The organism is Candidatus Nanosynbacter sp. TM7-087, from assembly GCF_022828365.1.
GTDB lineage: Bacteria > Patescibacteriota > Saccharimonadia > Saccharimonadales > Saccharimonadaceae > Nanosynbacter.
On record NZ_JAJQJU010000001.1, the window covers coordinates 107,458 to 131,031 of the forward strand.

Annotated in this window: 26 protein-coding genes; 23 read left to right on the forward strand and 3 right to left on the reverse strand. The window is 43.7% G+C overall.

Features of this window, described 5'->3' with window-relative positions; translation table 11 throughout:
• The first annotated feature begins 13 nt into the window (after positions 1-13).
• Positions 14-442 carry a DUF5663 domain-containing protein gene (locus LRM41_RS00555; protein WP_243819016.1) on the forward strand — a complete coding sequence of 143 codons (429 nt, stop codon included), beginning with the start codon at positions 14-16 and terminating at the stop codon, positions 440-442.
• Between the two features lie 36 nt (positions 443-478).
• Here the strand turns inward: LRM41_RS00555 and fmt are convergent, their stop codons facing one another.
• Genes fmt through priA form a run of 3 tightly spaced genes read right to left on the reverse strand, consistent with a single transcriptional unit; the run spans position 479 to position 3,865 of the window.
• The gene (fmt, locus tag LRM41_RS00560; protein ID WP_243819017.1) at positions 479-1,369 is read right to left on the reverse strand and encodes a methionyl-tRNA formyltransferase; all 891 of its coding nucleotides are present in this window, start codon (positions 1,367-1,369) and stop codon (positions 479-481) included.
• The gene (def, locus tag LRM41_RS00565; RefSeq protein WP_232736338.1) at positions 1,329-1,904 is read right to left on the reverse strand and encodes a peptide deformylase; all 576 of its coding nucleotides are present in this window, start codon (positions 1,902-1,904) and stop codon (positions 1,329-1,331) included. Before def ends, fmt begins: the two co-directional genes overlap by 41 nt.
• Before the next feature lie 20 nt (positions 1,905-1,924).
• The gene (gene priA / locus LRM41_RS00570; protein ID WP_243819018.1) at positions 1,925-3,865 is read right to left on the reverse strand and encodes a replication restart helicase PriA; all 1,941 of its coding nucleotides are present in this window, start codon (positions 3,863-3,865) and stop codon (positions 1,925-1,927) included.
• A 39-nt stretch (positions 3,866-3,904) separates the two neighbouring features.
• Between priA and LRM41_RS00575 the strand changes: the two genes are divergently transcribed.
• From LRM41_RS00575 to rplU, 22 genes are all read left to right on the forward strand, one after another.
• The gene (locus tag LRM41_RS00575) at positions 3,905-4,564 is read left to right on the forward strand and encodes a phosphoribosyltransferase (RefSeq protein WP_243819019.1); all 660 of its coding nucleotides are present in this window, start codon (positions 3,905-3,907) and stop codon (positions 4,562-4,564) included.
• A 64-nt stretch (positions 4,565-4,628) separates the two neighbouring features.
• On the forward strand, positions 4,629-4,931 hold the full coding sequence (locus LRM41_RS00580) for a helix-turn-helix domain-containing protein (RefSeq protein ID WP_129632285.1): 303 nt from the start codon (positions 4,629-4,631) through the stop codon (positions 4,929-4,931).
• The gene (recJ, locus tag LRM41_RS00585; protein ID WP_243819020.1) at positions 4,931-6,565 is read left to right on the forward strand and encodes a single-stranded-DNA-specific exonuclease RecJ; all 1,635 of its coding nucleotides are present in this window, start codon (positions 4,931-4,933) and stop codon (positions 6,563-6,565) included. Before LRM41_RS00580 ends, recJ begins: the two co-directional genes overlap by 1 nt.
• Before the next feature lie 65 nt (positions 6,566-6,630).
• A complete protein-coding gene (locus LRM41_RS00590; protein WP_039326918.1) occupies positions 6,631-6,846 on the forward strand; it encodes a 30S ribosomal protein S21 in 216 nt (71 codons plus the stop codon).
• On the forward strand, positions 6,846-7,304 hold the full coding sequence (locus tag LRM41_RS00595; RefSeq protein WP_243819021.1) for a GatB/YqeY domain-containing protein: 459 nt from the start codon (positions 6,846-6,848) through the stop codon (positions 7,302-7,304). Before LRM41_RS00590 ends, LRM41_RS00595 begins: the two co-directional genes overlap by 1 nt.
• 7 nt (positions 7,305-7,311) lie before the next feature.
• Positions 7,312-7,869: an adenylate kinase family protein gene (locus tag LRM41_RS00600; RefSeq protein ID WP_232273042.1), complete on the forward strand. Its 558-nt coding sequence runs from the start codon at positions 7,312-7,314 to the stop codon at positions 7,867-7,869.
• On the forward strand, positions 7,866-8,633 hold the full coding sequence (map, locus tag LRM41_RS00605) for a type I methionyl aminopeptidase (RefSeq protein WP_243819022.1): 768 nt from the start codon (positions 7,866-7,868) through the stop codon (positions 8,631-8,633). Before LRM41_RS00600 ends, map begins: the two co-directional genes overlap by 4 nt.
• A 47-nt stretch (positions 8,634-8,680) precedes the next feature.
• Complete coding sequence (gene ftsA / locus LRM41_RS00610) at positions 8,681-9,907, forward strand: cell division protein FtsA (protein ID WP_243819023.1); 1,227 nt, start codon at positions 8,681-8,683, stop codon at positions 9,905-9,907.
• Between the two features lie 37 nt (positions 9,908-9,944).
• Complete coding sequence (ftsZ, locus tag LRM41_RS00615; protein WP_243819024.1) at positions 9,945-11,138, forward strand: cell division protein FtsZ; 1,194 nt, start codon at positions 9,945-9,947, stop codon at positions 11,136-11,138.
• A gap of 5 nt (positions 11,139-11,143) precedes the next feature.
• Complete coding sequence (nrdR, locus tag LRM41_RS00620; protein WP_129632309.1) at positions 11,144-11,599, forward strand: transcriptional regulator NrdR; 456 nt, start codon at positions 11,144-11,146, stop codon at positions 11,597-11,599.
• Positions 11,599-11,856 carry a hypothetical protein gene (locus tag LRM41_RS00625; protein WP_243819025.1) on the forward strand — a complete coding sequence of 86 codons (258 nt, stop codon included), beginning with the start codon at positions 11,599-11,601 and terminating at the stop codon, positions 11,854-11,856. Before nrdR ends, LRM41_RS00625 begins: the two co-directional genes overlap by 1 nt.
• Positions 11,849-12,457 (forward strand): vitamin K epoxide reductase family protein, encoded by a 609-nt coding sequence (locus tag LRM41_RS00630; RefSeq protein WP_243819026.1) that lies wholly within the window; start codon positions 11,849-11,851, stop codon positions 12,455-12,457. The genes LRM41_RS00625 and LRM41_RS00630 overlap by 8 nt, the downstream gene beginning before the upstream one ends.
• A gap of 72 nt (positions 12,458-12,529) precedes the next feature.
• Entirely contained in the window at positions 12,530-14,950 is a 2,421-nt protein-coding gene (locus LRM41_RS00635) for an RCC1 domain-containing protein (protein ID WP_243819027.1), read from the forward strand.
• An 8-nt stretch (positions 14,951-14,958) separates the two neighbouring features.
• Entirely contained in the window at positions 14,959-15,666 is a 708-nt protein-coding gene (locus tag LRM41_RS00640; protein ID WP_243819028.1) for an LPXTG cell wall anchor domain-containing protein, read from the forward strand.
• Between the two features lie 59 nt (positions 15,667-15,725).
• A complete protein-coding gene (locus LRM41_RS00645; protein ID WP_129637501.1) occupies positions 15,726-16,370 on the forward strand; it encodes a hypothetical protein in 645 nt (214 codons plus the stop codon).
• A gap of 100 nt (positions 16,371-16,470) precedes the next feature.
• Entirely contained in the window at positions 16,471-17,460 is a 990-nt protein-coding gene (locus LRM41_RS00650; RefSeq protein ID WP_243819029.1) for a WxL protein peptidoglycan domain-containing protein, read from the forward strand.
• 29 nt (positions 17,461-17,489) lie between these two features.
• A complete protein-coding gene (locus tag LRM41_RS00655; protein WP_243819030.1) occupies positions 17,490-18,176 on the forward strand; it encodes a LiaI-LiaF-like domain-containing protein in 687 nt (228 codons plus the stop codon).
• 270 nt (positions 18,177-18,446) lie between these two features.
• Positions 18,447-19,106: a DUF4145 domain-containing protein gene (locus tag LRM41_RS00660; RefSeq protein WP_243819031.1), complete on the forward strand. Its 660-nt coding sequence runs from the start codon at positions 18,447-18,449 to the stop codon at positions 19,104-19,106.
• Complete coding sequence (ileS, locus tag LRM41_RS00665) at positions 19,106-22,015, forward strand: isoleucine--tRNA ligase (protein WP_243819032.1); 2,910 nt, start codon at positions 19,106-19,108, stop codon at positions 22,013-22,015. Before LRM41_RS00660 ends, ileS begins: the two co-directional genes overlap by 1 nt.
• Before the next feature lie 85 nt (positions 22,016-22,100).
• Positions 22,101-22,316 carry an acyl-CoA reductase gene (locus tag LRM41_RS00670; RefSeq protein WP_243819033.1) on the forward strand — a complete coding sequence of 72 codons (216 nt, stop codon included), beginning with the start codon at positions 22,101-22,103 and terminating at the stop codon, positions 22,314-22,316.
• A 46-nt stretch (positions 22,317-22,362) separates the two neighbouring features.
• Positions 22,363-23,190 carry a sugar phosphate nucleotidyltransferase gene (locus tag LRM41_RS00675; protein ID WP_243819034.1) on the forward strand — a complete coding sequence of 276 codons (828 nt, stop codon included), beginning with the start codon at positions 22,363-22,365 and terminating at the stop codon, positions 23,188-23,190.
• A gap of 69 nt (positions 23,191-23,259) precedes the next feature.
• The gene (gene rplU / locus LRM41_RS00680; RefSeq protein WP_129632343.1) at positions 23,260-23,565 is read left to right on the forward strand and encodes a 50S ribosomal protein L21; all 306 of its coding nucleotides are present in this window, start codon (positions 23,260-23,262) and stop codon (positions 23,563-23,565) included.
• The last annotated feature ends 9 nt before the right edge of the window (positions 23,566-23,574 follow it).

Genomic DNA, 23,574 nt, shown 5'->3' on the forward strand with positions numbered 1-23,574 from the left:
GAAAAGGAGGACTATGTTCCAACTGAATGAAGAATTTCTTAAAGAATTAGGACTGGACCAGTTGCCGGAAGATCAGCAAAAATCGTTGTTGCAACATATTTATAGCGAGTTAGAGCTTCGAGTTGGCGAACGATTAAGTCAAGGAATGAGCGATGCTCAGCTGGAGGAGTTTGCGGGAATTATTGATAAAACACCTGATGCTGTGGATGATTTTCTGATGAAATACGCGCCTAATTATCAACAGGAGCCAATGCTTCAGAGAATGTCGCAAGCTTCAGGTCTGCCTATTGATGATCCGCGCTTGAAGGACGAATTTGCGGCTACTAAGTGGTTAGAGGTTAACCGCCCAGATTATCGTGACGTTGTGGCTGCAGTGATGGCTGACTTGAAAAAGGAAATTATAGCGAATAAAGACGCTATCTTGGGTTCAGTCCAAGCGTAATTTTATGCGGACAATAAAATAACCCCTTATGTGGGGTTATTTTTTATTGTAGCCTCTTAGGTAATTTTCAGCGGTCATTGTTTTTCCGCTAGGCGCGATGAGCTCGTCAATGATTAAATAGTTGCCGTCGGCAAATTTTTTATCAAGATGAGAATTCGGAGTTTTGTCGCAATGAGATTTCGTGATGATGATATCTCGATCGTCAATTGTCATTCGGCTGCGCGGAAATCCGAGGTGTGCGCGGACGTGAGCTTCGGCTTCGGCCGCGGTCATACACTCAGCATTGAGCCATGAATTGTCCTTGCTTAATAATTGGCAATATGAAGCCAGAGAATCGTCCTGTGGTGCTGGCTGAAGACTCCCATTGATGATGTTTGGCAAGTTTTTTATCAGCAGAGAAGTGCCGTCGTGAAATAATTTGTCGTATAATTCGAACTTTGTTTCTTTTCCAGTGAGGGCTTGTCGAGTTTGGGTGTATATGGGGCCGGCATCCATTTTACTATCAAGTTGCATTATTGATACGCCAGTTTCGGTATCTCTGTTGGCTACAGCTGATTCAATAGGTGAAGGCCCTCGATATTTTGGTAGTAGAGAGGGGTGAACATTGATAATTCCTGGTGTAAATAAGTCGATAATTGACTGGGGAATAATTTTTCCGTACGCAACCAAAACGCCTGTTACTGGCTGAAGTTGTTTTATGTAGTCAGTAATTTCACTGACTTTGCTTGGCTGTAAAACTGGAATATTGTGAGATTTAGCGAATGTTTTTACTGGAGGTTCGGTAAGCTTGTGTCCGCGACCGCGCTTGGTGTCAGGTTTGGTAATAACGCAAACAACGTTAAATCCCTCTTTAACGAGAGCTTCTAGGGTAATTAGGCTGTAGTTTTCAGTCCCAAAGAATACTATTTTCGGCGATATCTTTGTCATAATCTAACGGTTGCAACTCGCCCTTCTTGTCGAGTGTATAAAAAGCGTCTTTTTTATCCTTAATATGGTCTATGAAAACTAATCCGTTACAGTGGTCTATCTCATGCTGCAATACGCGCGCCAAAAATCCTTCGGCTTTAATTCGCACTTCTTCGCCATCTAAATTCATGGCTTTTACGCGAATTTTACTGTAGCGGGGAACTTTTCCGTAAATGCTTTTAACACTTAAGCATCCTTCGAAGTCTTCAACAATTTCGCCTTCATATTTCACTATTTCTGGATTGATAAGAGTGATGAATTCGCGAGTTGATTTTCTTTCAAAGTCAGCTCGAACAATCACGACACGCTCTAATTTATCGACTTGCACAGCAGCGAGGGCAGCGCTAATTTCGTGAGGTCTGGAATCTTCCCAGTCCAGTGCGGCTGCGGTCATTTCGTCTGCCAGTTTTACAACGTCATTAGTAACAACGTGGATTTTCGATGATTTTTGGCGAAGATGTGGATTTGGTAATGTGATAATATCGTCTTTTGTCATTGCTATAATTGTACCAGAAATTACAGTAGACTTACAGGGTCAAGCTCGTACTGCCAGTGTGATGGCGGCAGGAAATTCAAGACATCAAGAAGCTCTTGTCGTTTGGAACTTTTTACTACGATTTGCCATCGATATGTATCGCGGACGCGCTCATAAAAAGCGGGCGTTGGTCCAAAAACTTCAATGTTATCAAAATTGGATTTTAATAGTTCGGACAATTTTTTAGCGTTCCTTATGGCGGCAGCTTCGGTTTTATAAACGCAAGTTAGTTTTAATAAGTAAGTGAAGGGTGGAAAGTTGGTTTTTTGTCGTTGAGATATGGTTCTTTGATAAAATTCTGTATAGTTTTGAGACAATCCGTTTGTGATGGACGGGTGATTTGGTTGATACGACTGGACGACAACTTCTGTTGGTGTGCTTGACCTGCCGACGCGGCCGACGACTTGGGCTAGCAATTGAAACGTTCGTTCGGGTGATGAATAGTCAGGGAGGGAAAGTCCGGTGTCAGCTTGAATGACTCCGACGACTGTTAAATGTGGCAAATCTAGTCCTTTAGCAATAACCTGCGTGCCGATAATTATATCTATTTCGCCATTTTTCAGTTCATCGTAACGCTCGTCTACGGTAGCCTTCAAATCGGTGTCTTTATCAAATCGAGCAATTTTTTTGTTCGGGAATAACCTCTGTAATTCGTCTTCAATTCGCTTAGTTCCGATACCTTTATGAATGATGTCGGCGTTTTTACATTCAGGGCAACTAGTAGGAACTTTGGTCGAAAAACCGCAAATGTGGCATGACAATTTATGACTATCTGCATGTAGTGTGAGCGGAATAAAACAGCGTGGGCAGCCAGCCTGCCAGCCGCAGTTATCGCATAATGTGATTGATGCTGTGCCGCGTCGATTGTGAAAAATAAGAACTTGTTCATTTTTTGATAATGCCGTGTTTATAGATTTCAGAAGTGGGTCAGAGAGGAATTGATGTTGAGCAAAATTATTGCGCTTTGTCATGTCGACCAGTGTCACGTTGGGGCGAACGGTGTCTGGTCTTGCTGGTTTTGTCATTGTAATGATTGGCGTGTTTGATTTTTTTGCAACGTAATAGTCGGCAACTGCTGGAGTAGCACTACCTAGAATTAGCTTGCCGCGATGTTGATTCGTAAGAACTGAGGCGACGCGAAGGGCTGAATATCGAGGGGACTGCTCCTGCTTGAAACTTGGTTCGTGACACTCATCAATCACCACAAGTCCGAGCTGTTGCACGGGCATGAAAAGAGCAGATCGCGGGCCGATGATTACTACCGGATTGTTTGAGCTGATGACTCTTTTCCAGATTGCACATCGTTGAGCTTCGGTTTGCTTGGAATGAGTAACTATAACATTTGGCAGATGAGCGGAAAATTCGGCAACCAGCTGCGAGGTCAGGGCGATTTCGGGGACTAAAATTATTGACGATCGCTCTTCTTCTAAGACTTGTTTTACGGCTTCTATGTACACTAAAGTTTTTCCTGAGCCAGTTACGCCGTGTAAAAGTACTGTTCCGGAATGGAGATTTTCGATGGCCTGGAGGGCTGCTTTTTGCTCATTAGTGAATACATTTTTTGTTCGATTTTCTGCTGTATTAACTGGGGTGGACTGGTTAATTGAGCGACGTTTTTTGGATAATCCGCTGGGTAAAATTGTTTGCCATACGGTTGCTTGGTGTGTAGAGTAATATTTACTCATCCATATGGCGGTTTGAATGAGTTCTATTGGTAAGGGATATTCTTCAACGATTTTACTAATTGGCTTGACTTCAAAATCTGGTTGGCGAACTTCTTGTAAAACTATGCCAATAGCATTGATTTTGCCGATTTCTATAGCAACAATCGTTCCGGTTGGCAGTCTTTCCTCTGAAGAATACGTAAACGAACTTGCGTCGGCGCGGACGATTCTTGTTGGCGAAACCAAATAGTAATGCATGTTTATATTATATCGCGAAAAAAATGCTAAAATAAGCATATGTATTTTGAGAGTCGTTCGCAGGCTGGGGCAATTCTGGCTGATCAAGTACTGGAAAAGTATCGCTATGAAAACTGCGCAGTGGTTGCAATTGGCGAAGGTGGCGTGCTGATCGGCGAGCAAATTGCGGTGAAACTACACTGTGTTTTGATGATGTTGTTGAGTGAGGGTATTGAAATTCCTGGAGAAAGCTTAAGTATCGGTGCGATGTCGCAATCTGGACAATTTACATACAATAGCCAATTTTCTGACGGAGAAATTAACGAATACACCAGTGAATTCCACGGTTATCTGGAAGAGAAAAAACGCGAGGTTCACCAGAAAATGAATAGACTTTTGGGCGATGGTGGAATCATCGATAAGGATATGCTAAAAGATCGGGTGGTGATTTTAGCGAGTGATGGTTTTGGTGATGATTTGTCGGTTTTGGATGTGGCTTTGAGTTTTCTGAAGTCAGTTCGGATTGAGAAATTAGTGATTGCGGTGCCGTTTTGTGGTGTGGCGGCGGTGGATAAATTGCACATGACAGTTGATGAAATGCATATCTTGGACGTGAAGGAGAATTTTATGGGATTAAATCATTATTATGAGGATAATACATTGCCGTCCAAAGAGGAAACGATAGCGAAAATTAATCAGGTTATTTTGAATTGGAAGTAAAAAACTTGTCGGGTGTTGTAAAATTGTGATAAACTTTAATTAAGAAAGATGCGTTAGGGAGGTTATGTTAGACGTTTTTATTACATCTAGGGTGCGGCGAAAAATTGTAGTAGTATACGCTAAGTATCCTGATTTTCACACACATGTTCGCGGATTAGCAAAGCTAATTAAGGAAGATCCTGGAAATATTCAACGAGAATTGAAGCGACTAGAAAAGGTTGGATTTTTGCAGAGTGAAAAGCAAGGTAACTCACGTACGTATTTCACTAATAAACAATTCCCAATTTTTAAGGAATTGCAAAGTATGGTGATTAAATCTCAGCAATATTCAGCGCGATCAAAGCGCGGCATGGCTGATAAAGACTAATGACATTATTTGATAAAATTTTAGCGGCTCGAGGTTTGACTACGCGTGCGGCGCGTGAGGAATTTTTGCATCCGAATTATGCGTCAGTAAAGCATGATCCGTTTTTATTGCCAGATATGAAAAAAGCGGTGGACCGCCTGAAAAAGGCGCACGCTGAAGGTGAGAAAATTGTTATTTACGGCGATTACGATATTGACGGGCTGAGTGCAACGGCAATTTTGCTGGATGCGTTTGGCAAGTTTGGCTTTAAGGAAGTTGGCGCATTTATTCCGAATCGGTTTGTCGAGGGTTACGGAATGACGATGGGCGCTGTTGATAAAGTGCAGAATATGGGTGCGGATTTGATTGTCACGGTTGATACGGGAAGTTTATGTCATGCGGAAATTGAATATGCGTCGAGTTTGGGGATTGATACGGTGGTGACTGATCACCATAATGTTGCCGATACTCCACCGCCGAGCGTTGCTGCGGTTAATCCGAAGTTTCCTGGTCATAAATATCCGTTCCGCGATTTGTGTGGTGCTGGTGTGGCGTTTAAATTGGTTCAGGCTCTGCAAACTGAACTGGACGGGTTGCCAGATGGTTACGAGAAGTGGCTATTAGATCTGGTGGCGCTGGGGACGGTTTGCGACATAGTTACGCTGGCGGATGAAAATAGGGCGAATGTCTATTGGGGTTTGGAGGTTTTGAAAAAGCAGAGGCGTCCTGGTTTGAAGGCATTGATGTCAGTGGCGGGAATTGAGCCGGAGAAGGTTAACGCTAGGCATCTGGGATTTGGCTTGGGTCCACGAATGAATGCGGCGGGCAGGCTGGAAACGGCGCAATATGCGCTGGACATGCTGACGGCGAGTGATGGTTTGGAAGCATTGGAGGCTAGTGAAAAATTGGAAGAATTAAATATTAAGCGTCGCAGTATTCAGGATGAGATTTTTGACGAAGCTTGCCAGCAGGCGGACAATATGACTGATGATCGAGTTTTGGTGGTGAATAGCGGTAATTGGAATCACGGAGTTATCGGAATTGTGGCGTCAAAGTTGGTTGAGAAATATAAGAAGCCGGTTTTTATAATTGGCGAGCGTGGTGATGAAGCTACGGGTTCGGCGCGAAGTTTTGGTGATTTTTCCGCGGCTGACGCGGTTCGTGCAGCTGACGACATCATTATTAAAGGTGGTGGTCACGGAGCGGCGGCGGGCGTGACGCTGGCGACCGAGAGAATTGACGATTTTAGACGACGAGTGAATGAGTTTTACGATTCGCTGCAATTGAAAAATCAGGAATTATATTTGTTGCCGAGGGCTGACGTTGAGATTGACGATTTTTCGGAAATTAATGAGGAGTTGATTGATAACTTGGCGAAAATGGAACCGTTTGGCAATGGTAACGCGGAGCCTATATTGAAAATAACTGAAGCGGCGGTTTTAAATGTGAGGAGAATGGGTGCGGATGGGCAACACGTGAAGTTGACCTTGCGTGATAAAAATAACGTTGCGCTGCAGATGTTGGCTTTTAACGCGCCAGAAGAATTTTTCCGTGAAGTGGGCGACGAAGCGTCTGCTTGGTTCCAGCCGACCGTAAATGAATGGCAGGGAATGAAGTCTGTTGAGGGGCGGTTGCTGCATATTTCTGGGGTGTAGGTGTTGCGCTATTTTATAATAATCTAGTTGGCAAATACTTTCTTATCTGTTATAATGTTTGCAGTATGGTACAAGTAACACGTAAAGATCAGAAGGAAGCGAACGAAAATATCATTCGTCGTTTCAACCGCAGGGTTTTGCAAAGCGGTGTTTTGGCTCGCGCTAAGAGCGTTATGCGTTTTGAAAAACCAATTTCAAAGACCGAGCGTCGTAAAAAAGCTATTATTCGCCGCGAGCGACGAGCTGAAAAAACGGCAAAAATGCGCCTAGGGGTGCGTTAATGTCTGCGCTAAAAGAGCGCATTACTAGTGAAATGAAAGCCGCTCTATTGAGCGGCGATCGTTTTCGTGGTGATGTTTTGCGTAATCTAAAGGCGGCAATCTTAAACGAAGAAGTTTCTTTGGGTAAGCGAGAAGACGGCCTGGATGATGCTGAAATTGAGAAAGTCGTTGCTCGAGAAGTGAAAAAGCGCGTCGAAAGTGCGGATTTATATCGAAAGAATGACCGTGCGGAGTTGGCGGAACCTGAAGAAAAAGAAGCGGAAATTTTACGAGAATTTTTGCCAGAGCAACTTGGCGAGGCGGAAATCTCAAAGATTATAGAAGAAGTTATTGCGGATATGGACGATGTCTCAATTCAGAAAATGGGGCAAGTTATTGGCGCGGTAAAAAGTAAAGCCGGCAATGCTGCAGACGGCGCGTTGGTGGCAAAAATTGTTAAAGAAAAACTCACAAAATAGGAGGAAAATGATCGTATTTTTTGGGCCAGCGGGTGCTGGTAAGAGTGTGCAGGGGCAAATTTTAGCGGCGCGTCATGGTTGGCGTTGGCTTAGTGCCGGACAGCTGCTTCGTGACACACATGATGGTGAATTGATTCATCGCATGCAATCTGGCGAACTGGTACCAGTAGAAACTATCAACGGTTTGATGGGTGAGGCTCTTAATAAAGCTAAGGATATTAATGGCGTAATTCTGGATGGCTATCCACGACAGCTGGAGCAAGCTAAATGGCTGATTGAGTCGCGTTCGCATCACGGAAAAGATGTTAAGTTGGTGATTGTGCTGGAAGTTCCGCGTGACGAAATTCTGGAACGTTTGAGGGTTCGCGGTCGAGTTGACGACACGCCTGAAGCAATCGACAAGCGACTCAGTATTTATCGAGGTGAAATTTACCCAATTCTGGATTATCTAAATGAAAACGGTGTCCCAATTGTACATATGAGCGGTGTTGGAACTGTCGGCCAAGTTCATGATGAAATCGAGAGAGAGCTGGTCAGTCGCGGAATCGTTGAGGGTGTAAAATGAGCCAATTGATCACCGGAGAAAAAACGCCGCAACAGATGAAAGATATGCGCGAGTGCGGCAAAATGCTTGCGACAATTTATGATGAATTGAAAAAATTCGTAACGGCTGGAATGAGTGAATTGGACGCTAATGATTTTGTAGCCAAGCGAATTAAAGATTTTGGCGCAGAGGCGACTTATCTTACGGACGAAGTGAAGTTCCCGGGAGTGATTTGTATATCGACGAACGAGCAATTGGTGCATTCTTTGCCAACCGAATATGTTTTTGAAAAGGGCGACGTGGTCAGTTTCGATTTGGTGATTGGCTATCGTGGAATGAAGACGGATAGTGCTTTTACTATGGTTGTCGATGAAGAGCCTAAGGGTGCGAAGAAACATTTATTGCACGCAACAGAACAGAGTTTATATGCGGGAATTGACGCGATAACTGGCGATGGAACGCGAGTTGGCGATATTTCAGCGGGAGTGGAGGCTGTGTTGAAGAAGGCTAAACTTGGTATAATCCGTGAACTAGTTGGTCATGGCGTGGGGCTGAGTATGCATATGGAGCCAGAAATTCCGAATTACGGCAGGCGAGGAACTGGTCCGATGTTGCACGCTGGCGACACAATTGCAATTGAACCGATGGCGAGCTTGGGCGGTGAGAAAATTATTACTGACAGCGACGGCTGGACAATTAGTATGAAAGACGGCAGTCTGGGTGCGCATTTTGAACATACAGTATTGATTACCGAAACTGGTGCTGAAATTCTGACGAAGCTTTAGGCTAATTCGCTTGCCAAATTATAGACATAACCTGTATAATAGAACTTATGCAGGAGCAATCTCGATATGTGGTAGGAATTGATATTGGCACGAAAAACGTGCGCTGTGTCGTTGGTTATATTGACGCAGAAAATGGTGCGCCAAAAATTGTTGGCGTCGGTGAAGCGCCGAATAGCGGAATGCGAAAGGGAACTGTAACGAATTTGAGCGGCCCAGCCGAAGCTATTGATAAGGCTTTGGAACCAGCTGAGCGAATGAGCGGTCATCAGATTAACGCAGCCACATTGAGTATTAACGGATCTCATTTATTGAGTACAAAAGCCGACGGAATGATTACCGTTGGAACCGTTAATAATGAAGTCACGCACGATGACATATTGAGGCTGGAGGAAGTCGCTACAACTGGAAAAGTGCCGCAGAATAGAGAGATTTTAGATATTATTGCGCACGCGTATAGGCTGGATGGTCAGGATAATATTAAAGATCCAATTGGTATGACTGGCGCGCGTCTGGAAATTAGGGCGAATGTCGTGTCTGGTTTGGTTCCACATATTACTAATTTACAGAAGTCGGCAGAAATGGCTAAGGTTGAGACTGTGTCTGTTGTTCCATCGGTTTTGGCGGCAGCTCAATCCGTTCTTACGGAAAGTCAGCGTGAAAATGGCGTTGCGGTGATTGATTTTGGTGCAGCAACTACAGGAATTGCCATTTACGAAGAGGGCGATTTGCAACATCTGGCGGTTATCCCAATGGGCGGTCAGAATGTAACGAACGATTTGGCTATTGGACTTAGGACGGATCCGGAAATTGCGGAAGTTGTGAAATTGGCGCATGCGAGATTTGACGGCGAGGCTCTGGGCGAAGTTGAAACGAAGGTTGAAAAGCAGACATATAAGTTTAACCAAGAGGAAATTGACGAGATTGTTCAAGCGCGATATGAAGAGATTTTTGAGGCGATTGCTAAAGAGCTAAAGCGAGCTGGGCGATTAGGAAAGCTACCGAGCGGCGTTGTGCTGGTTGGTGGTGCGGCGAAAGTCAAGGGTATGGTAGAGTTTACGAAAGATCAATTGAGTGTGGCGGCACGCTTGGGTGTTCCGGCTGGCTATAGCGGAGTTAGCGATGAAGTGAAAGGCGCGGAATTTTCGGCTGCGGTTGGTCTGATGTTGATCGACTCTATGGGTATTTCGCAGCAGATAAAACCGATAGTTGGCGCAAACGATGTCACTAAAAAAGCTGGCGGTTTACTCAAAAATATTTTCGCTAGATTTAAATAAATGATATACTTTATGTAAGGATTAAGAGAGGGAATATATGCCGCAAATACAACCAAGTGAAGTTCAAACATTTGCCAGCATAAAAGTCGTCGGTGTCGGCGGTGCTGGTGGTTCAGCTATTAACCGAATGAAAGACGCTGGTCTGACTGGTGTTCAATTTATCGCTATGAATACGGACGCTCAGGCGTTGCATAATTCGAAGGCTGACGTAAAAATTCATCTTGGTCGTGACGCAACTAATGGCTTGGGCGCTGGTGCTGACCCTACTGTTGGTGAGGCTGCAGCTAATGAATCTCGTGATGAAATCAGAGAAGCCTTAGAGGGTGCAGATATGGTATTCGTAACAATTGGTGCTGGTGGCGGAACTGGTTCTGGTGCTGGTTATGTTGTGGCAGAAGTGGCGCGCGAGCTTGGTATTTTGGTAGTTGGCGTGGCAACTCGACCGTTTAGCTTTGAGGGTGAAAAGCGTCGAGTTAATGCGGATTGGGCGATTTCTCACTTGGGACGCGAGGTTGATACCTTGATTACTATTCCAAATGACAGATTATTGCAGACGATTGATCGCCGAACGCCGCTACTAGAAACATTTAAGATTGCTGATGATGTTTTGCGGCAGGGTGTTCAGGGTATTTCTGAGCTGATTACTGAGCATGGTTTGATTAACCTTGACTTTGCTGACGTTAAGGCAATTATGAGCAATGCCGGTTCAGCATTGATGGGAATTGGGCGAGCGAGCGGTGATGACCGAGCGGTTCAGGCGGCGCAACAAGCTATTGAAAGTCCTCTGATTGAGGTGTCGATTGATGGCGCCAAGGGTGTGCTATTCAATGTAACTGGTGGCTACGACATGAGTATGGCAGAAATTCAGGAGGCTGCAGAAATTATTACTAGCGCTGTTAGTCCGAACGCCAACATTATTTTTGGTGCGACTTTGAAGCCGGAAATGGAAGACGAGCTGGTTATTACGGTGATTGCGACAGGATTTGATAGCGATACGTTCCGTCAGCAGGAAGTTAGCTTGACTGTGGGTGACGATACAAAATCTGCCGAAACAGAAGTTGATGACGAAATGGTTAAAAATATTGACCTAGAGTTGGACAAGGAAGAATCTGCCGAAAGTTTTGCGGCTGAGCCAGAGACTAATATTTGGGAAAATCCAACCGTTGAAGCTGACGACGATGAGGATGATACGCCGGCATTTCTGAGGCGACGAAAGAAGAACAAGGAGTAGATAAAATGGTGTTTAATATCGGCAATAGTCGCGTTATTGAATCACGCGAGGTTTCTGACGGTGCCGCAATTCGACGTCGTAGAGAAACTCCAGATGGCAAGCGATTTACTACGTATGAGCGGGTTGAAAAACCAAACCTGGCGGTGATAAAGAAAAATGGCGATCGTGAGCTGTTTGACCGGGTGAAATTGGCAAATTCAACGCGCCGTTCGGTCGGAAAATTCTTTAAGTCTGACGAAGAAGTTGATAATATCATTACGGCGGTTGAAGACTCTTTATATGCGTTGGGCGAATCGGAAGTTACGTCAAAACAGATTGGTGATCAAGTTTTGGACGAGCTAGAAAAACGCAACGAAGTGGCATATGTTCGTTTTGCTAGCGTTTTTTACGAGTTTAAGACGTTGGACGATTTTGTGGAGATTTTAGCGAAGCGACGCAGTAAGGGCGAGCGGGAATTGTAATGCGAGTAGTTGTGATTTATCGTTCGGAAAGCGATTATGCGCGCCAAGTTGCAGACTTTTTGCGTGATTTTAGCCGACAAACTGGTCATGTTTTAGAGGAGATGAGTCCTGATTCTGTAGAAGGTAATAATTTTTGCGAAGTGTATGATATTGTGGAATATCCAACAATTATTGCGCTGAGCGACAGTGGTCAACTGCAAAACCTTTGGTGTGGCTTGCCACTACCAACAATTAGCGAAGTGAGTTTTTATGTTTAGCAAAATCAAAAACTGGCTATTTCACGAGGATTTGAAAAAGCAAAATTTGGCGGCATTTATAATGCTTCTCGGTAGTGGATTGGGGTTATTGGCGTCATTCGTATTATCTATTGAAGCTTTGGAATTAGCAAAAAACTCTCACGCTGTATTGAGTTGCGATTTTAGCTCGGCTCTAAGCTGTTCGGCGGTGGCGAATCATTGGTCGGCGGCTGTTTTAGGATTTCCAAACAGTTTCATCGGCGTGATGACTTTGCCTGTTATGGTGACAATTGCAGTGGCATTGTTGGCGGGAGCAAAGTTCCCGAAGTGGTTTATGCAGGCGGCGCAGGCTGGTGCTATCATCGGAATGATATTTGCTATTTGGATGTTTTATATGAGCTACGTCGAAATTGGTGTGCTTTGTCCGTGGTGCTTGACCTTGGATCTTGGAATGCTGATGATTATGTTCGGTTTGACGCGTTACAATGTTCTACAGAAAAATATTTCTTGTCGATATATGCAGAAGATTGTTGGCGGTGGATATGATGTGCTTGCCGTGGTGTCGCTGGTTGTCGCGGTAATTGTCGCGATAATCGCCAAATTCGGCAGCCAATTGTTTTAGCTTTGCTTGCTTTATGTAAAGTGCTTATGGTATATTTATGATGTATATTTATGCTCAATCTATACCACCACTATGGAACATAATAGAACGTTATCAATAATAAAAGACCGTAAAGCCAAGAGATTTTTTATCCTTGGCGGTTTTATTGTCGTTAGCGCAGCTTTAGGGTTTATGTTTTTGAGTTCTCAGCAAAGTCGTGCGACTATTCCTAGCGGCGGCAAGCAGGTTGAAGTGGGGCAAGTTTCTTATCGGTTATACGAATCGTCTAATGGTATTAATCCAGGCAGTCCGTTGGCAAATACCAACACCGTTGCCACATTACCAAAAGTCGGCGCTGATTTTAGGCTGAGGGTTGGTCTGCAAAATAAGAGTGTATATTTTAAAAAATTAGCTGAGTACGGAAGCGGGTATGAGCATAACTGCGCCATTATGTCGGATGATAGTGTTTATTGTTGGGGTAATGGTCAATATGGAGTTCTTGGTACTAATTCAACCACCTCATCAACGGCTCCAGTACCTGTATATACACAAGACGTACTCAACGGTAAGACTATAAAACAGATTACTACTGGTTATTATCACACTTGCGTAATTGCTTCTGACGATAAAGATTATTGCTGGGGTTATGGGTTGGCTGGAAGACTAGGGGATAATGGTATAGTTCAGAGGAATGCTCCATATCCAGTTAGGGAATTCGCAACCACAGTCGTCTCTCAAATTGCGGCAGGTAATGAGCATACTTGTTCGCTTAACTCGGAGAGAAAATTGTACTGTTGGGGTAGAGGTGTAAATGGAGAATTAGGTCGTGACGTACTCTTAGGTTCAACCACGCCAACAGCAGTTAATATGAATAACTTTGGGACGGAATCGGTTAAACAGGTTGTTGCAGGAGATAAATTTACGTGCGCTTCGACGGTTGAAGGCACAGCATTCTGCTGGGGGTCTAATGTTACGGGAAGGACTGGGGTAGGACTTGCTGCTGGTAGAACTCAATATCCCACTGCAGTCAAAGGTTTAAATGGAAAAAAAGTTGAGTCAATATCTGCTGGTGATTCACATGCCTGTGCTGTTATTTCTGGTGGTCAAGAAGTATATTGTTGGGGAAAAAATACCAAGGGTCAGTTGGGTGTTACGGCAATGGGCTATAGCAATATTGCTTCAAGAGTTTCTTTTGATAGTAGTATCCTTTCTGGAGGGAAGACTGTTAAAAATGTTTACGCTGGTGGCGAATTTACGTGTATGGTATTAAACACTGGCGAAATTTATTGTTGGGGTGCTAATTCTAAGGGTCAAATGGGCAACGGGTCTATTACGGGATATTTGCCCGCTCCTGTAAAAGTGAATGTTCCATTTACGAGTTCTAGTGAAACTTCCATGTATATAGGTAAAGACTTTTTATGCGCTTTACGTACAGGTGAGATGTATTGTTGGGGTAATAATAACAAGGGTCAGATAGGGAATGGCCAGTCGAGTAATAGTCCTGTCATGCGCCCTGCGCTAATAGCACCTCCAGGGGGAGCTGTTGAGTCTTCATCAATGAAGCTGCGCGTCGAATATGCAAAAAAGGGTAGCACGGCAACTTGTTCGGCGGTAAGTAGTTCAGATTGGCAAGTCGTGACCGGAGTGTCAAAACTTGCTTATTCTGCGAGCGGTCCCGCTGACGGCACTAATATCAGTAGCAACTCGTCTGATCCAGAGCTGCCGGCGGGAGCTATCGCTTCTCGACCTCAAAGTCTGGTGAGAAAAAGCGGAGTGGCTGGAACGTTCACGAATGCGCAAAAAATATCTGCTGGCGAAGTGGGTGTGTGGGATTTGGCGCTTGTCGATAAAGGGCTTGATAGGAACGAAAATTATTGCGTCCGTGTAGCAACTGACACGACTGCCGCTCCTGGATCTAGTATTGATAGCTACACAATGTATCCAGAATTTAAGACTGCTCCTGGGTCGTTAGATATTCGTTTTAGAGATAATGCTGGCGCTACAATTACGGATACTGGTACGAAGTTTGGCAACTCGACTATAAGTAATAGCAGTGTAGCCACCAGCGCCCTCTTGTCCAACTCAAGCTCGAAGCAAATTGAAGTGACGAATACACAGACCAGTTCTGGGTGGAGCGTTGTGTTGTCGGCATCTGACGGCGCGACCGCCAAGTGGAAGCGAACTGCCGGCACAGAATCGTATATGTTCAACGGCACTAATGGCGATCAGGGATTTCTGTCTGTCAATTTTGGCGCATCATCTGTCTTAGCTTCGGGTAGTTCATTGAGCGGGTCAACTTGCCAGACATCAGGAATATCAAAGGGCGTTGACTCTCAATTTAAGGTAGGGACTGCCACGGCTAACGGTGTTACATTGATGAGCAGTGGCGGGTCAACTGGTCAATTGGGGTGCGCATTTTTGCTACAGAACGTTCGATTAAACCAGACTATTCCAGCATATCAAAAACCAGGAACTTATGAATTGCCAATGACGTTAACGGTAACAGCGCAATAGGGTTGAGTATGAAAAATAGAGTAAAAAAATTATTCATTGCCATAACATTACTAGCTACTTTGAGCAGCCCTTATTCGGCTTTTGCGGACTCGTCGGCTAATTCTAATTTGTCGCAAGTGATTACTGATTGCGCTCGCGATTCTCTGGAAACAGGTAGCCAGATGAATGAGTCAATTTGTCCGATTTTTCCGTCAAAATTCTCTAAGTTTGATTTGGTAAATGGGAAAGACCTGTTGGTATATGGCGTTTATGATGCGGTCCATACGGTGGTTAATCCTGCTACAGGTCAGCACGATTTGAAGGTTGAATTTGGTGGTAGGACTTTTGTTTTAGGGCGGAATCGTGAGCTTAAAGTTAAGGGAAATATATGGATGCTGGATTTTTCAAATTGGCAGAATAATCATCCAGGCGACAATTTTATACCGTCAACTCCAGAATACACTCATAACGGTCGTGTTACAGCTAAACTGAAGGCTAATGCAACATCCCTGGAAATAGTGCGGTTTGCTGATTTTTCATTTACTACTCCGAAAAAGACCGTGGAAAAGACCATTGAAGATGTTATTGTTATTCCAAAGATTGTTAAAGAGATAAGTAAGGCTTTGGCTAATACGGGAATTAATTTATGGATGATTATGGCTGCTGGTATTGGTGTAATTGTTGCGGCGTTCATTATGTTATTTATTGTTAAAAAACAGAAAAAGAGGGATAAATGAAAAAATAAGCATAATAAGTTATAATGTAATAAATTAAATCAATTAAGTAAGGAGAAAAAATGAAAAAGTTAACACTATTGATCGTTGCGAGCGTAGGCGTGGTTGGTCTATTGGGATTGTATAATATGGTGAATTCCTCTGTTGCTAATGCCGCAACTACTGCTAACTCTAAACTCTCTCAGACAATTAATCCTGGAGTTTTGAGTACTGATATCCGTGATTCAACGAATTCCTTAGTTAATAATCCAACATTCGCTATGGGCGCTACGACAGTGTCATCCTCATTAGGATCGGGAACTGGTGTTTTTGGGGATAACGACAATCGAATTTATGTCGAAAACCCAGGTGCCGCAGATAATGGCTGGACGTTGACACTAAACGTAGTAACCCCAGGAACTGGTGTTTGGTCTGCAGGCGGCGGAAAGCAGTATAAATACAACGGAACCATTAACGAAGGTCGCCTAACAGTTAATCCATCTGGCGGTACAGTTACCCCTGTAATTGGTGCAGCTGCAGGTATTACCAAGGGTGCTTCTACGACCTTTTCTGGTACTAGTCCTGTAACACTAATGAGCGCTTCAGCAACTGCTAGTAAAATATGGGCTGGATATATAACTAACACCTCATTAGCCCAAACCATCCCAGCTGGTCAGGCGGCAGGTACATACGTATTGCCAATGGTTCAAACGATTACGGCTCTTTAGCGGACTTAAATTATTAAGCGAGAATAGACATTCTGATGAGTGTCTATTCTTTTATGTGTAACATTGATATAATAAGCATAATAGGTTTTTAAGGAGGGATATGAAGAGTTTGTTGTGGAGTAAGGTTATTGGAGTGGCGATGATTGCAGGACTGATTTTGCCTGTGTCGGTGTCTGCTAATGGTATTGGTGGTCGACCAGCAAATCCTGATCCGAATAATCCCAGGACAAGCTCAATTTTCATCTATAATCTTTCTGGTGGCGCTTCGAAATCTGACCAATTGTATGTTCAAAACGGGTCCGATAAAGAAGAAACGATTGAAGTTTATTCGGTCGATGGTACGGTTACGACGACTGGCGATATGACTTGCAAGGAGAAGTCAGAGGATAAAGTTGGTGCGGGCAAATGGGTTTCTGTCTCTAAGAAAGAGGTGACTCTTGGTGCAAACGAGAACGCGCTTATTGATTTTACGGTAAATGTTCCAAGTAAAGCAGATGTTGGCGAGCATAATGCATGCATGGTTGTTCAGCGGAAGGTTAATCAGGCGTCAAATAATGCTGGTGGCATTCAAGTTCAGACTCGTCAGGCTATCCGTATGGCGATAACCGTTCCTGGCGATATTCACCGCGATGTGACGATTGAGAAGTTTAATGTTAAGAATTCTAACAGTAGTCAATTGTATGAAATTGCCTTAAAAAATTCTGGCAATGTGTCGGCTGATGTTGACGTAAAGCTGGTCGTGAAAGACCCGATGGGGAATGTTGTCTATAAAAACGGTGGCGTGAATGCAACGATTGCGAATGAAACGCGGCAGTTTAATTATGATAGTAATTTGGCGCCGTTTTGGGGCGGAAAATATAAGGTAGAGCTGTCGATTTCCTATAAAAAGAAGGCTGGCGAGTGGGGAATTAGTCAGGACAAAAATGAGCTAATCACCAAAACTGCCGAGCCAAAAGAATTATTCTTCTGGCCATCAACTACAGCGCTAATGATGATTGGCGGTGGAATACTTTTGTTCATTATTTTGATAGTGATAATTGTCATAAAATCAAAACGGAACAAAAAAACTGTTCAATTTAAAAAACGTTGAGTTTATAAAAAAAGTGATAGAATAGATGTATGAAGAAAAGTTCTCTGATTAGAGCGTTTTTGAGCATTGTAATCGTGGCGCTCGGTGGGGTTTTACTGTTGAAGAATCTCGAAGTTATTAACATTAGCTGGGATATTTTCTGGGGTACGGTTTGGGCTGCAGGATTTGTATTGTCTGGGCTGGTGAATATATTCAATTATCGAAATAAAACGGCATGGATTTGGGGGTTATTGCTGGTTGCGATTGGCATTCTGATTGGCTTAAATTCTTACGGAATAGTTGACGTTAGTATCTGGAAGGTATTCTGGCCTGTAGTTTTGATTGCTGCTGGTTTGGCAATGATGTTTAATACTAGCCCTAAGGGTGTTAAGCGTTCTAAAAAGTTGGATAAAGACGGCGCAGGTAATGAGAAAATTGCTTGTTTTTGGGGCGAAGAAGACGCTGTAAAGGGTGATTATACTGGCGGTTCGTTGGTTGCGATATTTGGTGGCGTGGATTTGGATTTGCGTCAAGCAAAGATTAAAGACGGTTCTGTAATTGAAATTTTTACATTTTGCGGTGGCGTTAACATTACTTTGCCAGACGATGTGATTGTTAAGAACGAAGTGCGCGGATTTTTGGGTGGAACTGATGATAAAACTTTACCTAAAGATTCCGCCAAAAAGACTCTACATCTGAAGGGCGAGTGTATTTTAGGCGGTCTGGAAATTAAATAAAGTTCTTGGGATTTTGATGAAAACGCGCTACAATAACAGTAGGGCGTTTTCGCGTATGTTGAATTGGCGTGAAATGAGCGGTTATCAGCCGTGAAGTCTGCGGGAAGAAATCGGCATAAAGTCGAGATTAGAACCTGCCGTGAGCTTGCGTAAATAGCAAATAAAGAGCTGAAAGAATCACTTCTTTTGGAATCGAGATGGTACCGTCCGCATAAAACACCTAAGCGGATTCTCGAAGTCAAAAGAGGTGATTTTTAATTTAGGAGAATTATGACGAAAATAACGTATTATCCACCGGAATACGGGAAAGATGAGTTTAATTGCGCACATTGTAAGGTGTTTGCGCATCAATCATGGGGTGGTAGTTTGTCTAGCAATCTGCTTAACTCATCCTTGCCATCAGATTTCCTTACTGTATCAAAATGCAGACATTGTTACGAGCTGTCTATCTGGATTGAGGGGTCTTTAGTTTATCCGGCACAAATTACAGTAGAAGATCCGAACGATGACATGCCAGATGAAGTTAAAAAACTATATAGAGAATCAGCTCAAATTTTGCCTATTTCACCCCGTGCGGCTGCAGCATTGTTGAGACTAGGATTGCAAATACTTCTCGGCGCTGTGGGGGGAGATGGCAAAAATATAAATAATGATATAAAGAAAATAGTTGCGTCGGGTGTTGAATCTGAAACACAAAAGGCTCTAGATATTCTAAGGGTGTTTGGTAATAGTGGAGCTCACCCTGGGGAGATTAAGCTTGATGAAGATCCTGGCCTGGTGCACAAAATGTATGGGCTAATGAACTATGTTACCGATAGGCTTATCACCCAGAAGAATCAGATAAATGAATTATTTGAAGGTTTGCCAGAGGGAATTAAAAATCAGATTGAATCACGAGATGGTAAAAATAAGAATGAGGAGAAATTGTAATGAAATTCAAACATGGAACACGTCGTCGAGCTGCGGAATATGAGAAAGATTGGGTGCAGCGATGGAAAGACGATGACACATTTAACAAGTCGGTCGCGCAGCGTCCTGCTGATAATTCTTGGGTTTTTTATGACGGTCCTCCGTTTTTGACGGGAACGCCACATCACGGACATTTGTTGGTTAGCACGGTGAAGGACACGATGGGACGATTTCACACGATGAAAGGTCAGCGAGTTGAGCGCCGTTGGGGTTGGGATTGTCACGGACTGCCGGCAGAGGTTTACGTTGAAAAAACGCTAGGCATTTCTAACAAAAAAGAGATTGGCACGAAGATTAGCGTTTCAGATTACGTGAAGGAATGTCGAGCGGCTATGGTTCGAACTGGCACCGAATGGGAAGACACGATTGAGCGAATTGGTCGTTGGGTCGAGTTTAAGGGCGCTTATAAAACCATGGATAATAATTACATGGAATCTGTTTGGTGGGCGTTCAAGAGGCTTTACGAAGAAGGCAAAATCTACGAAGGCGAAAAGATTTTGGTCTATTGTACGAAGGACGCGACGCCAATTTCTAAGAGTGAAGTGGCTATGGAAAATAGTTATCAAATGGACACTGATCCGAGCTTGTTCGTTTACTTTAAGCTGGAAGATGAGGATGAATATTTGCTTGCGTGGACGACGACGCCATGGACTTTGCCGGCGAATATGGTTTTGGCGGTAAATCAGGATGTCGATTATTCTTTGGTGGCGTACGGCGATAAAAAGTTTTACGTTGCAAGCGACCGCGTTGAGAAAGTTATGACGGACGAAAAGCATCAGCCGTTGGAATATTCAATTGTTAAGACGATTAAGGGTTCTGAATTGGTAGGCAAGCGATTTGAGCCGCTATTCGAAAATCGTGGGCCAGCTGCGCATAAGATTCTTCACGCTGATTTCGTGACGACTGATGATGGTACGGGAATTGTTCATATTGCGCCAGCTTACGGTGAGGATGACTATGAATTGTGTCGAAAAAATGACGTTCCGATGTTGTCGTTGGTTGATGGCGATGGAAATTACACAGAAGGTAGATGGTTAGGTCGCAATATTTGGGAAGTAAATAAAGAGATAGCGAAGACTTTATTGGAAGAAGGTCGGGCGCTGAAAATTGAATATATTCGCCACGAATATCCGCATTGTCATCGATGTGGCACGAAATTGATGTACCGTGCTCACCCAAGTTGGTTTATGGATATTCAGAGTCAGAAAAAGGAAATGTTGGAGGCGAACGAGCAGACAAGCTGGACGCCAGACAATCTGAGGACTGGACGATTTCACAACATCATCGAGCAGGCGCCGGATTGGAATTTGAGCCGCGATCGTTATTGGGCAACACCAATCCCAGTGTGGAAGGGTGTGAAAAATGATGGCACAGAAGTGGTGAAGGTGATTGGTAGCTTTGCGGAATTTGAAGAAGTTACGGGCCGCAAGTTGGACGATTATCACTTGCCGCAAGTTATGGACGTTACGTTTGAGTGCGACGGCGCAGAAATGCATCATATTGGTAAAGTTTTGGACTGTTGGTTTGAGTCTGGCTCGATGCCATTCGCTCAATTCCATTATCCATTTGAGAACAAGGAAAAATTTGAAGCAAGTTTTCCTGCTGATTTCATCATTGAAGCGATTGATCAAACTCGCGGTTGGTTTTATAGCTTAACAGCGGTTAATGTGGCTTTATTTGGTAAATCTCCGTGGAAGAATTTGATTTGTACTGGATTTATCAATGCTGCCGATGGCAAAAAAATGAGCAAGAAGCTAAAGAATTATACCGATCCGATGGAATTGATGAATAAGACTTCGGCCGACAGTTTCCGATTCTTGATGCTTTCAAGTCCGCTAACAAATGGCGAAAACTTCGCCTTAGCGGATAAGGACGTGATGGATGTAGCGCGTAAGCTTGGCATGATTTGGAATATGTACGATTTCTTTACGATGTACGCTGAAGTTGATGGCTGGGAGTTTAATGGCGATCTTTCGGATCCGCTTCATGATTTAACAAATCCGTTGGATATTTGGATTGTGTCGAGGTTGCATCAATTGATAACAGAGGTCGAGCGAGGTCTTGATAATTACAATCTTCAGGATGCAACTAAGCCGATCTTGCCATTCTTAGACGATGCAAGTAACTGGTATGTCCGACGCAGTCGCCGCCGCTTCTGGAAATCTGAAGATGATGGCGATAAAAATGACGCTTACCGCACGCTCCATTACGTTTTGGTGCGACTCAGTTATATGCTAGCGCCGTTTACGCCATTCTTAGCGGAAGAATTGTATCATAATTTGACAGGCGACAACGAGTCGATTCATCTTAAAGATTGGTTGCCAGCTGGTGAAATAGACAATTCAATGCTACGCGACATGAATGCACTACGTACTGCGGTGAATGACGGCCTGTCGAAGCGCGCATCGGAGGGAATTAAGGTGCGTCAGCCGTTGGCGTCTGTGAAACTTGTCAATACTATTTCTCAGGATACGCCGGCGGAAGTTGCGCAGTTCTTGATTGATATCGCTAAAGATGAATTGAATGTGAAATCGGTTGAAATTGTTACAGATTCAGAGTCTGAGTCGGCGCAACCGAGTGTTGTTTATGACTTAACAATCACTCCTGAGCTAAAGCGCGAAGGTTTGATGCGTGAAATCGTTCGCCACGTTCAAAGCGCGCGCAAGCAGGCCGGTCTGCAGATAGATGATCGAATTGTATTGAGTATTTCTAGCGACGATTCTGAAATATCTCAAGCTGTTGACGCTTTCGCTGACGTCATTAAAGCTGAAACGCTCGCTGTGGAATTGAATTCTGCAGCTGATGAATCAGAAAAATATGATGCCAAAATCGAGGGTAAATTGGTAGAAATTTCCCTGAAAAAAGCTTAAAGGCCAGTAAGTGAAATGAGAATACCCTCCTCTTCATGGGGAGGATATTCTATTGACTTTTAACCATACTTATGCTAATATATAATTGTTAATTGATAAAAATAAAAAAGTTATGCAAAATTTATTCAACAAATTATTTGGTAGTAAAATAGGGTTTTCGCCAATCGACCCGCTGGCGGATGGGCTTGCTGAGGAAATTATTAAAGAGCAGCGAGAGCCGCAGGCGATTCGTCTGGATGCCGACGATATAGAGGATATTCGCAAATTTTGGTCTCGTGCGGATGGCAGCTTTGACGATTGATGATGTATAATTACTCTCACAAAGAGCTGAAAATGTAGGAGGTATTATGATTACTAAAGCCATTATTCCGGTCGCTGGTTGGGGTACGCGAATGTTGCCGATTACCAAATCTATTGAAAAGTGTATGCTGCCGGTCGGTACAAGGCCAGTGATTGATTATATCGTGCAAGACGTCGTGCGCGCTGGCGTGAAGGATATTTACTTTGTGGTTGGTGAACAAAGCACTCAAGTGCAGAGCTATTATCGTTCGAATATTCAATTAAACGATTATCTACGCCGTGCGGGAAAAGAAGATAAATTACCTCTGGTGGCGCCACTTCGCGACGTCCGAATACATTTTTTAACTCAGCCGGGAACTGGTGGTTACGGCACAAGCATTCCAGTTGGTTTGGCGAGTGAATTCATCGAACAGGGCGAGTCGGCCTTTGTGATTATGGGCGATCAATTCTTTTGGCGTAGCGACGGCGGCTCAAACGCGGCAGATTTGGCGGAGTTGGTGGAATCGCGTGGATTGTCGGCTGGGCTATTAGGAAATCCTGTCGAAGAGGAATTTATTCCGCAAACAGGGATTATTGAAACTGACAATCAGGGCAATTTTGTGCGAATAATTGAAAAGCCAAAACTGGAAGAAGCTCCAAGCAATCTCAGCAATTCAAGTTTTTACGTTCTAAATAAAGAGATTTTTGAGCTGGCGCGAACCTTGCCGGCAAACCCTAAGAGAGGCGAGTTTGAGCTAACGGACGCGATTAATGCGTACATCGATGGCGGCGGCGTGATTGCTGTTGGTGAGGCTAAGGGTGAATATATGGAATGCGGCTCGCCGAGCGGTTGGCTGAAGGCGAATAATGCTATGGCGAAAAACGTTACTCGCTAACTGTACTTGATTTTATTGCTAGTTTTTGATAGAATTATTAGAGTTAATTCATAATAATTAAGGAACGAAATGAAAGCAGTCGTAAAAATCTCTGGCAAACAATATCTTGTCAGTGAAAAAGAGTCCCTCTTGGTGGATCTCCTCCCTGAAGGCACAAAAGAACTCACTCTCGACGCACTTTTAGTGATTGATGGTGATAAAATCAAGGTTGGTACGCCAACTGTAAAAGGCTCTAGCGTTAAGGCTAAGGTCGTAGAAGCGGAAGTTAAGGGTGATAAGCTTCGCGTTATCCGCTACAAGAGTAAGAAGCGTGTACACAAAGAAACTGGTCATCGCCAGAAGTACACGAAGATTGAAATTACGTCAATCAAATAATCTGAAGAG

Excerpts from the sequence above, each read along its gene's own strand:
- LRM41_RS00555 (WP_243819016.1), top strand. The coding sequence starts at position 14 with ATGTTCCAACTGAATGAAGAATTTCTTAAAGAATTAGGACTGGACCAG.
- fmt (WP_243819017.1), bottom strand. The coding sequence starts at position 1,369 with ATGACAAAGATATCGCCGAAAATAGTATTCTTTGGGACTGAAAACTAC.
- def (WP_232736338.1), bottom strand. The coding sequence starts at position 1,904 with ATGACAAAAGACGATATTATCACATTACCAAATCCACATCTTCGCCAA.
- priA (WP_243819018.1), bottom strand. The coding sequence starts at position 3,865 with ATGCATTACTATTTGGTTTCGCCAACAAGAATCGTCCGCGCCGACGCA.
- LRM41_RS00575 (WP_243819019.1), top strand. The coding sequence starts at position 3,905 with ATGTATTTTGAGAGTCGTTCGCAGGCTGGGGCAATTCTGGCTGATCAA.
- LRM41_RS00580 (WP_129632285.1), top strand. The coding sequence starts at position 4,629 with ATGTTAGACGTTTTTATTACATCTAGGGTGCGGCGAAAAATTGTAGTA.
- recJ (WP_243819020.1), top strand. The coding sequence starts at position 4,931 with ATGACATTATTTGATAAAATTTTAGCGGCTCGAGGTTTGACTACGCGT.
- LRM41_RS00590 (WP_039326918.1), top strand. The coding sequence starts at position 6,631 with ATGGTACAAGTAACACGTAAAGATCAGAAGGAAGCGAACGAAAATATC.
- LRM41_RS00595 (WP_243819021.1), top strand. The coding sequence starts at position 6,846 with ATGTCTGCGCTAAAAGAGCGCATTACTAGTGAAATGAAAGCCGCTCTA.
- LRM41_RS00600 (WP_232273042.1), top strand. The coding sequence starts at position 7,312 with ATGATCGTATTTTTTGGGCCAGCGGGTGCTGGTAAGAGTGTGCAGGGG.
- map (WP_243819022.1), top strand. The coding sequence starts at position 7,866 with ATGAGCCAATTGATCACCGGAGAAAAAACGCCGCAACAGATGAAAGAT.
- ftsA (WP_243819023.1), top strand. The coding sequence starts at position 8,681 with ATGCAGGAGCAATCTCGATATGTGGTAGGAATTGATATTGGCACGAAA.
- ftsZ (WP_243819024.1), top strand. The coding sequence starts at position 9,945 with ATGCCGCAAATACAACCAAGTGAAGTTCAAACATTTGCCAGCATAAAA.
- nrdR (WP_129632309.1), top strand. The coding sequence starts at position 11,144 with ATGGTGTTTAATATCGGCAATAGTCGCGTTATTGAATCACGCGAGGTT.
- LRM41_RS00625 (WP_243819025.1), top strand. The coding sequence starts at position 11,599 with ATGCGAGTAGTTGTGATTTATCGTTCGGAAAGCGATTATGCGCGCCAA.
- LRM41_RS00630 (WP_243819026.1), top strand. The coding sequence starts at position 11,849 with ATGTTTAGCAAAATCAAAAACTGGCTATTTCACGAGGATTTGAAAAAG.
- LRM41_RS00635 (WP_243819027.1), top strand. The coding sequence starts at position 12,530 with ATGGAACATAATAGAACGTTATCAATAATAAAAGACCGTAAAGCCAAG.
- LRM41_RS00640 (WP_243819028.1), top strand. The coding sequence starts at position 14,959 with ATGAAAAATAGAGTAAAAAAATTATTCATTGCCATAACATTACTAGCT.
- LRM41_RS00645 (WP_129637501.1), top strand. The coding sequence starts at position 15,726 with ATGAAAAAGTTAACACTATTGATCGTTGCGAGCGTAGGCGTGGTTGGT.
- LRM41_RS00650 (WP_243819029.1), top strand. The coding sequence starts at position 16,471 with ATGAAGAGTTTGTTGTGGAGTAAGGTTATTGGAGTGGCGATGATTGCA.
- LRM41_RS00655 (WP_243819030.1), top strand. The coding sequence starts at position 17,490 with ATGAAGAAAAGTTCTCTGATTAGAGCGTTTTTGAGCATTGTAATCGTG.
- LRM41_RS00660 (WP_243819031.1), top strand. The coding sequence starts at position 18,447 with ATGACGAAAATAACGTATTATCCACCGGAATACGGGAAAGATGAGTTT.
- ileS (WP_243819032.1), top strand. The coding sequence starts at position 19,106 with ATGAAATTCAAACATGGAACACGTCGTCGAGCTGCGGAATATGAGAAA.
- LRM41_RS00675 (WP_243819034.1), top strand. The coding sequence starts at position 22,363 with ATGATTACTAAAGCCATTATTCCGGTCGCTGGTTGGGGTACGCGAATG.
- rplU (WP_129632343.1), top strand. The coding sequence starts at position 23,260 with ATGAAAGCAGTCGTAAAAATCTCTGGCAAACAATATCTTGTCAGTGAA.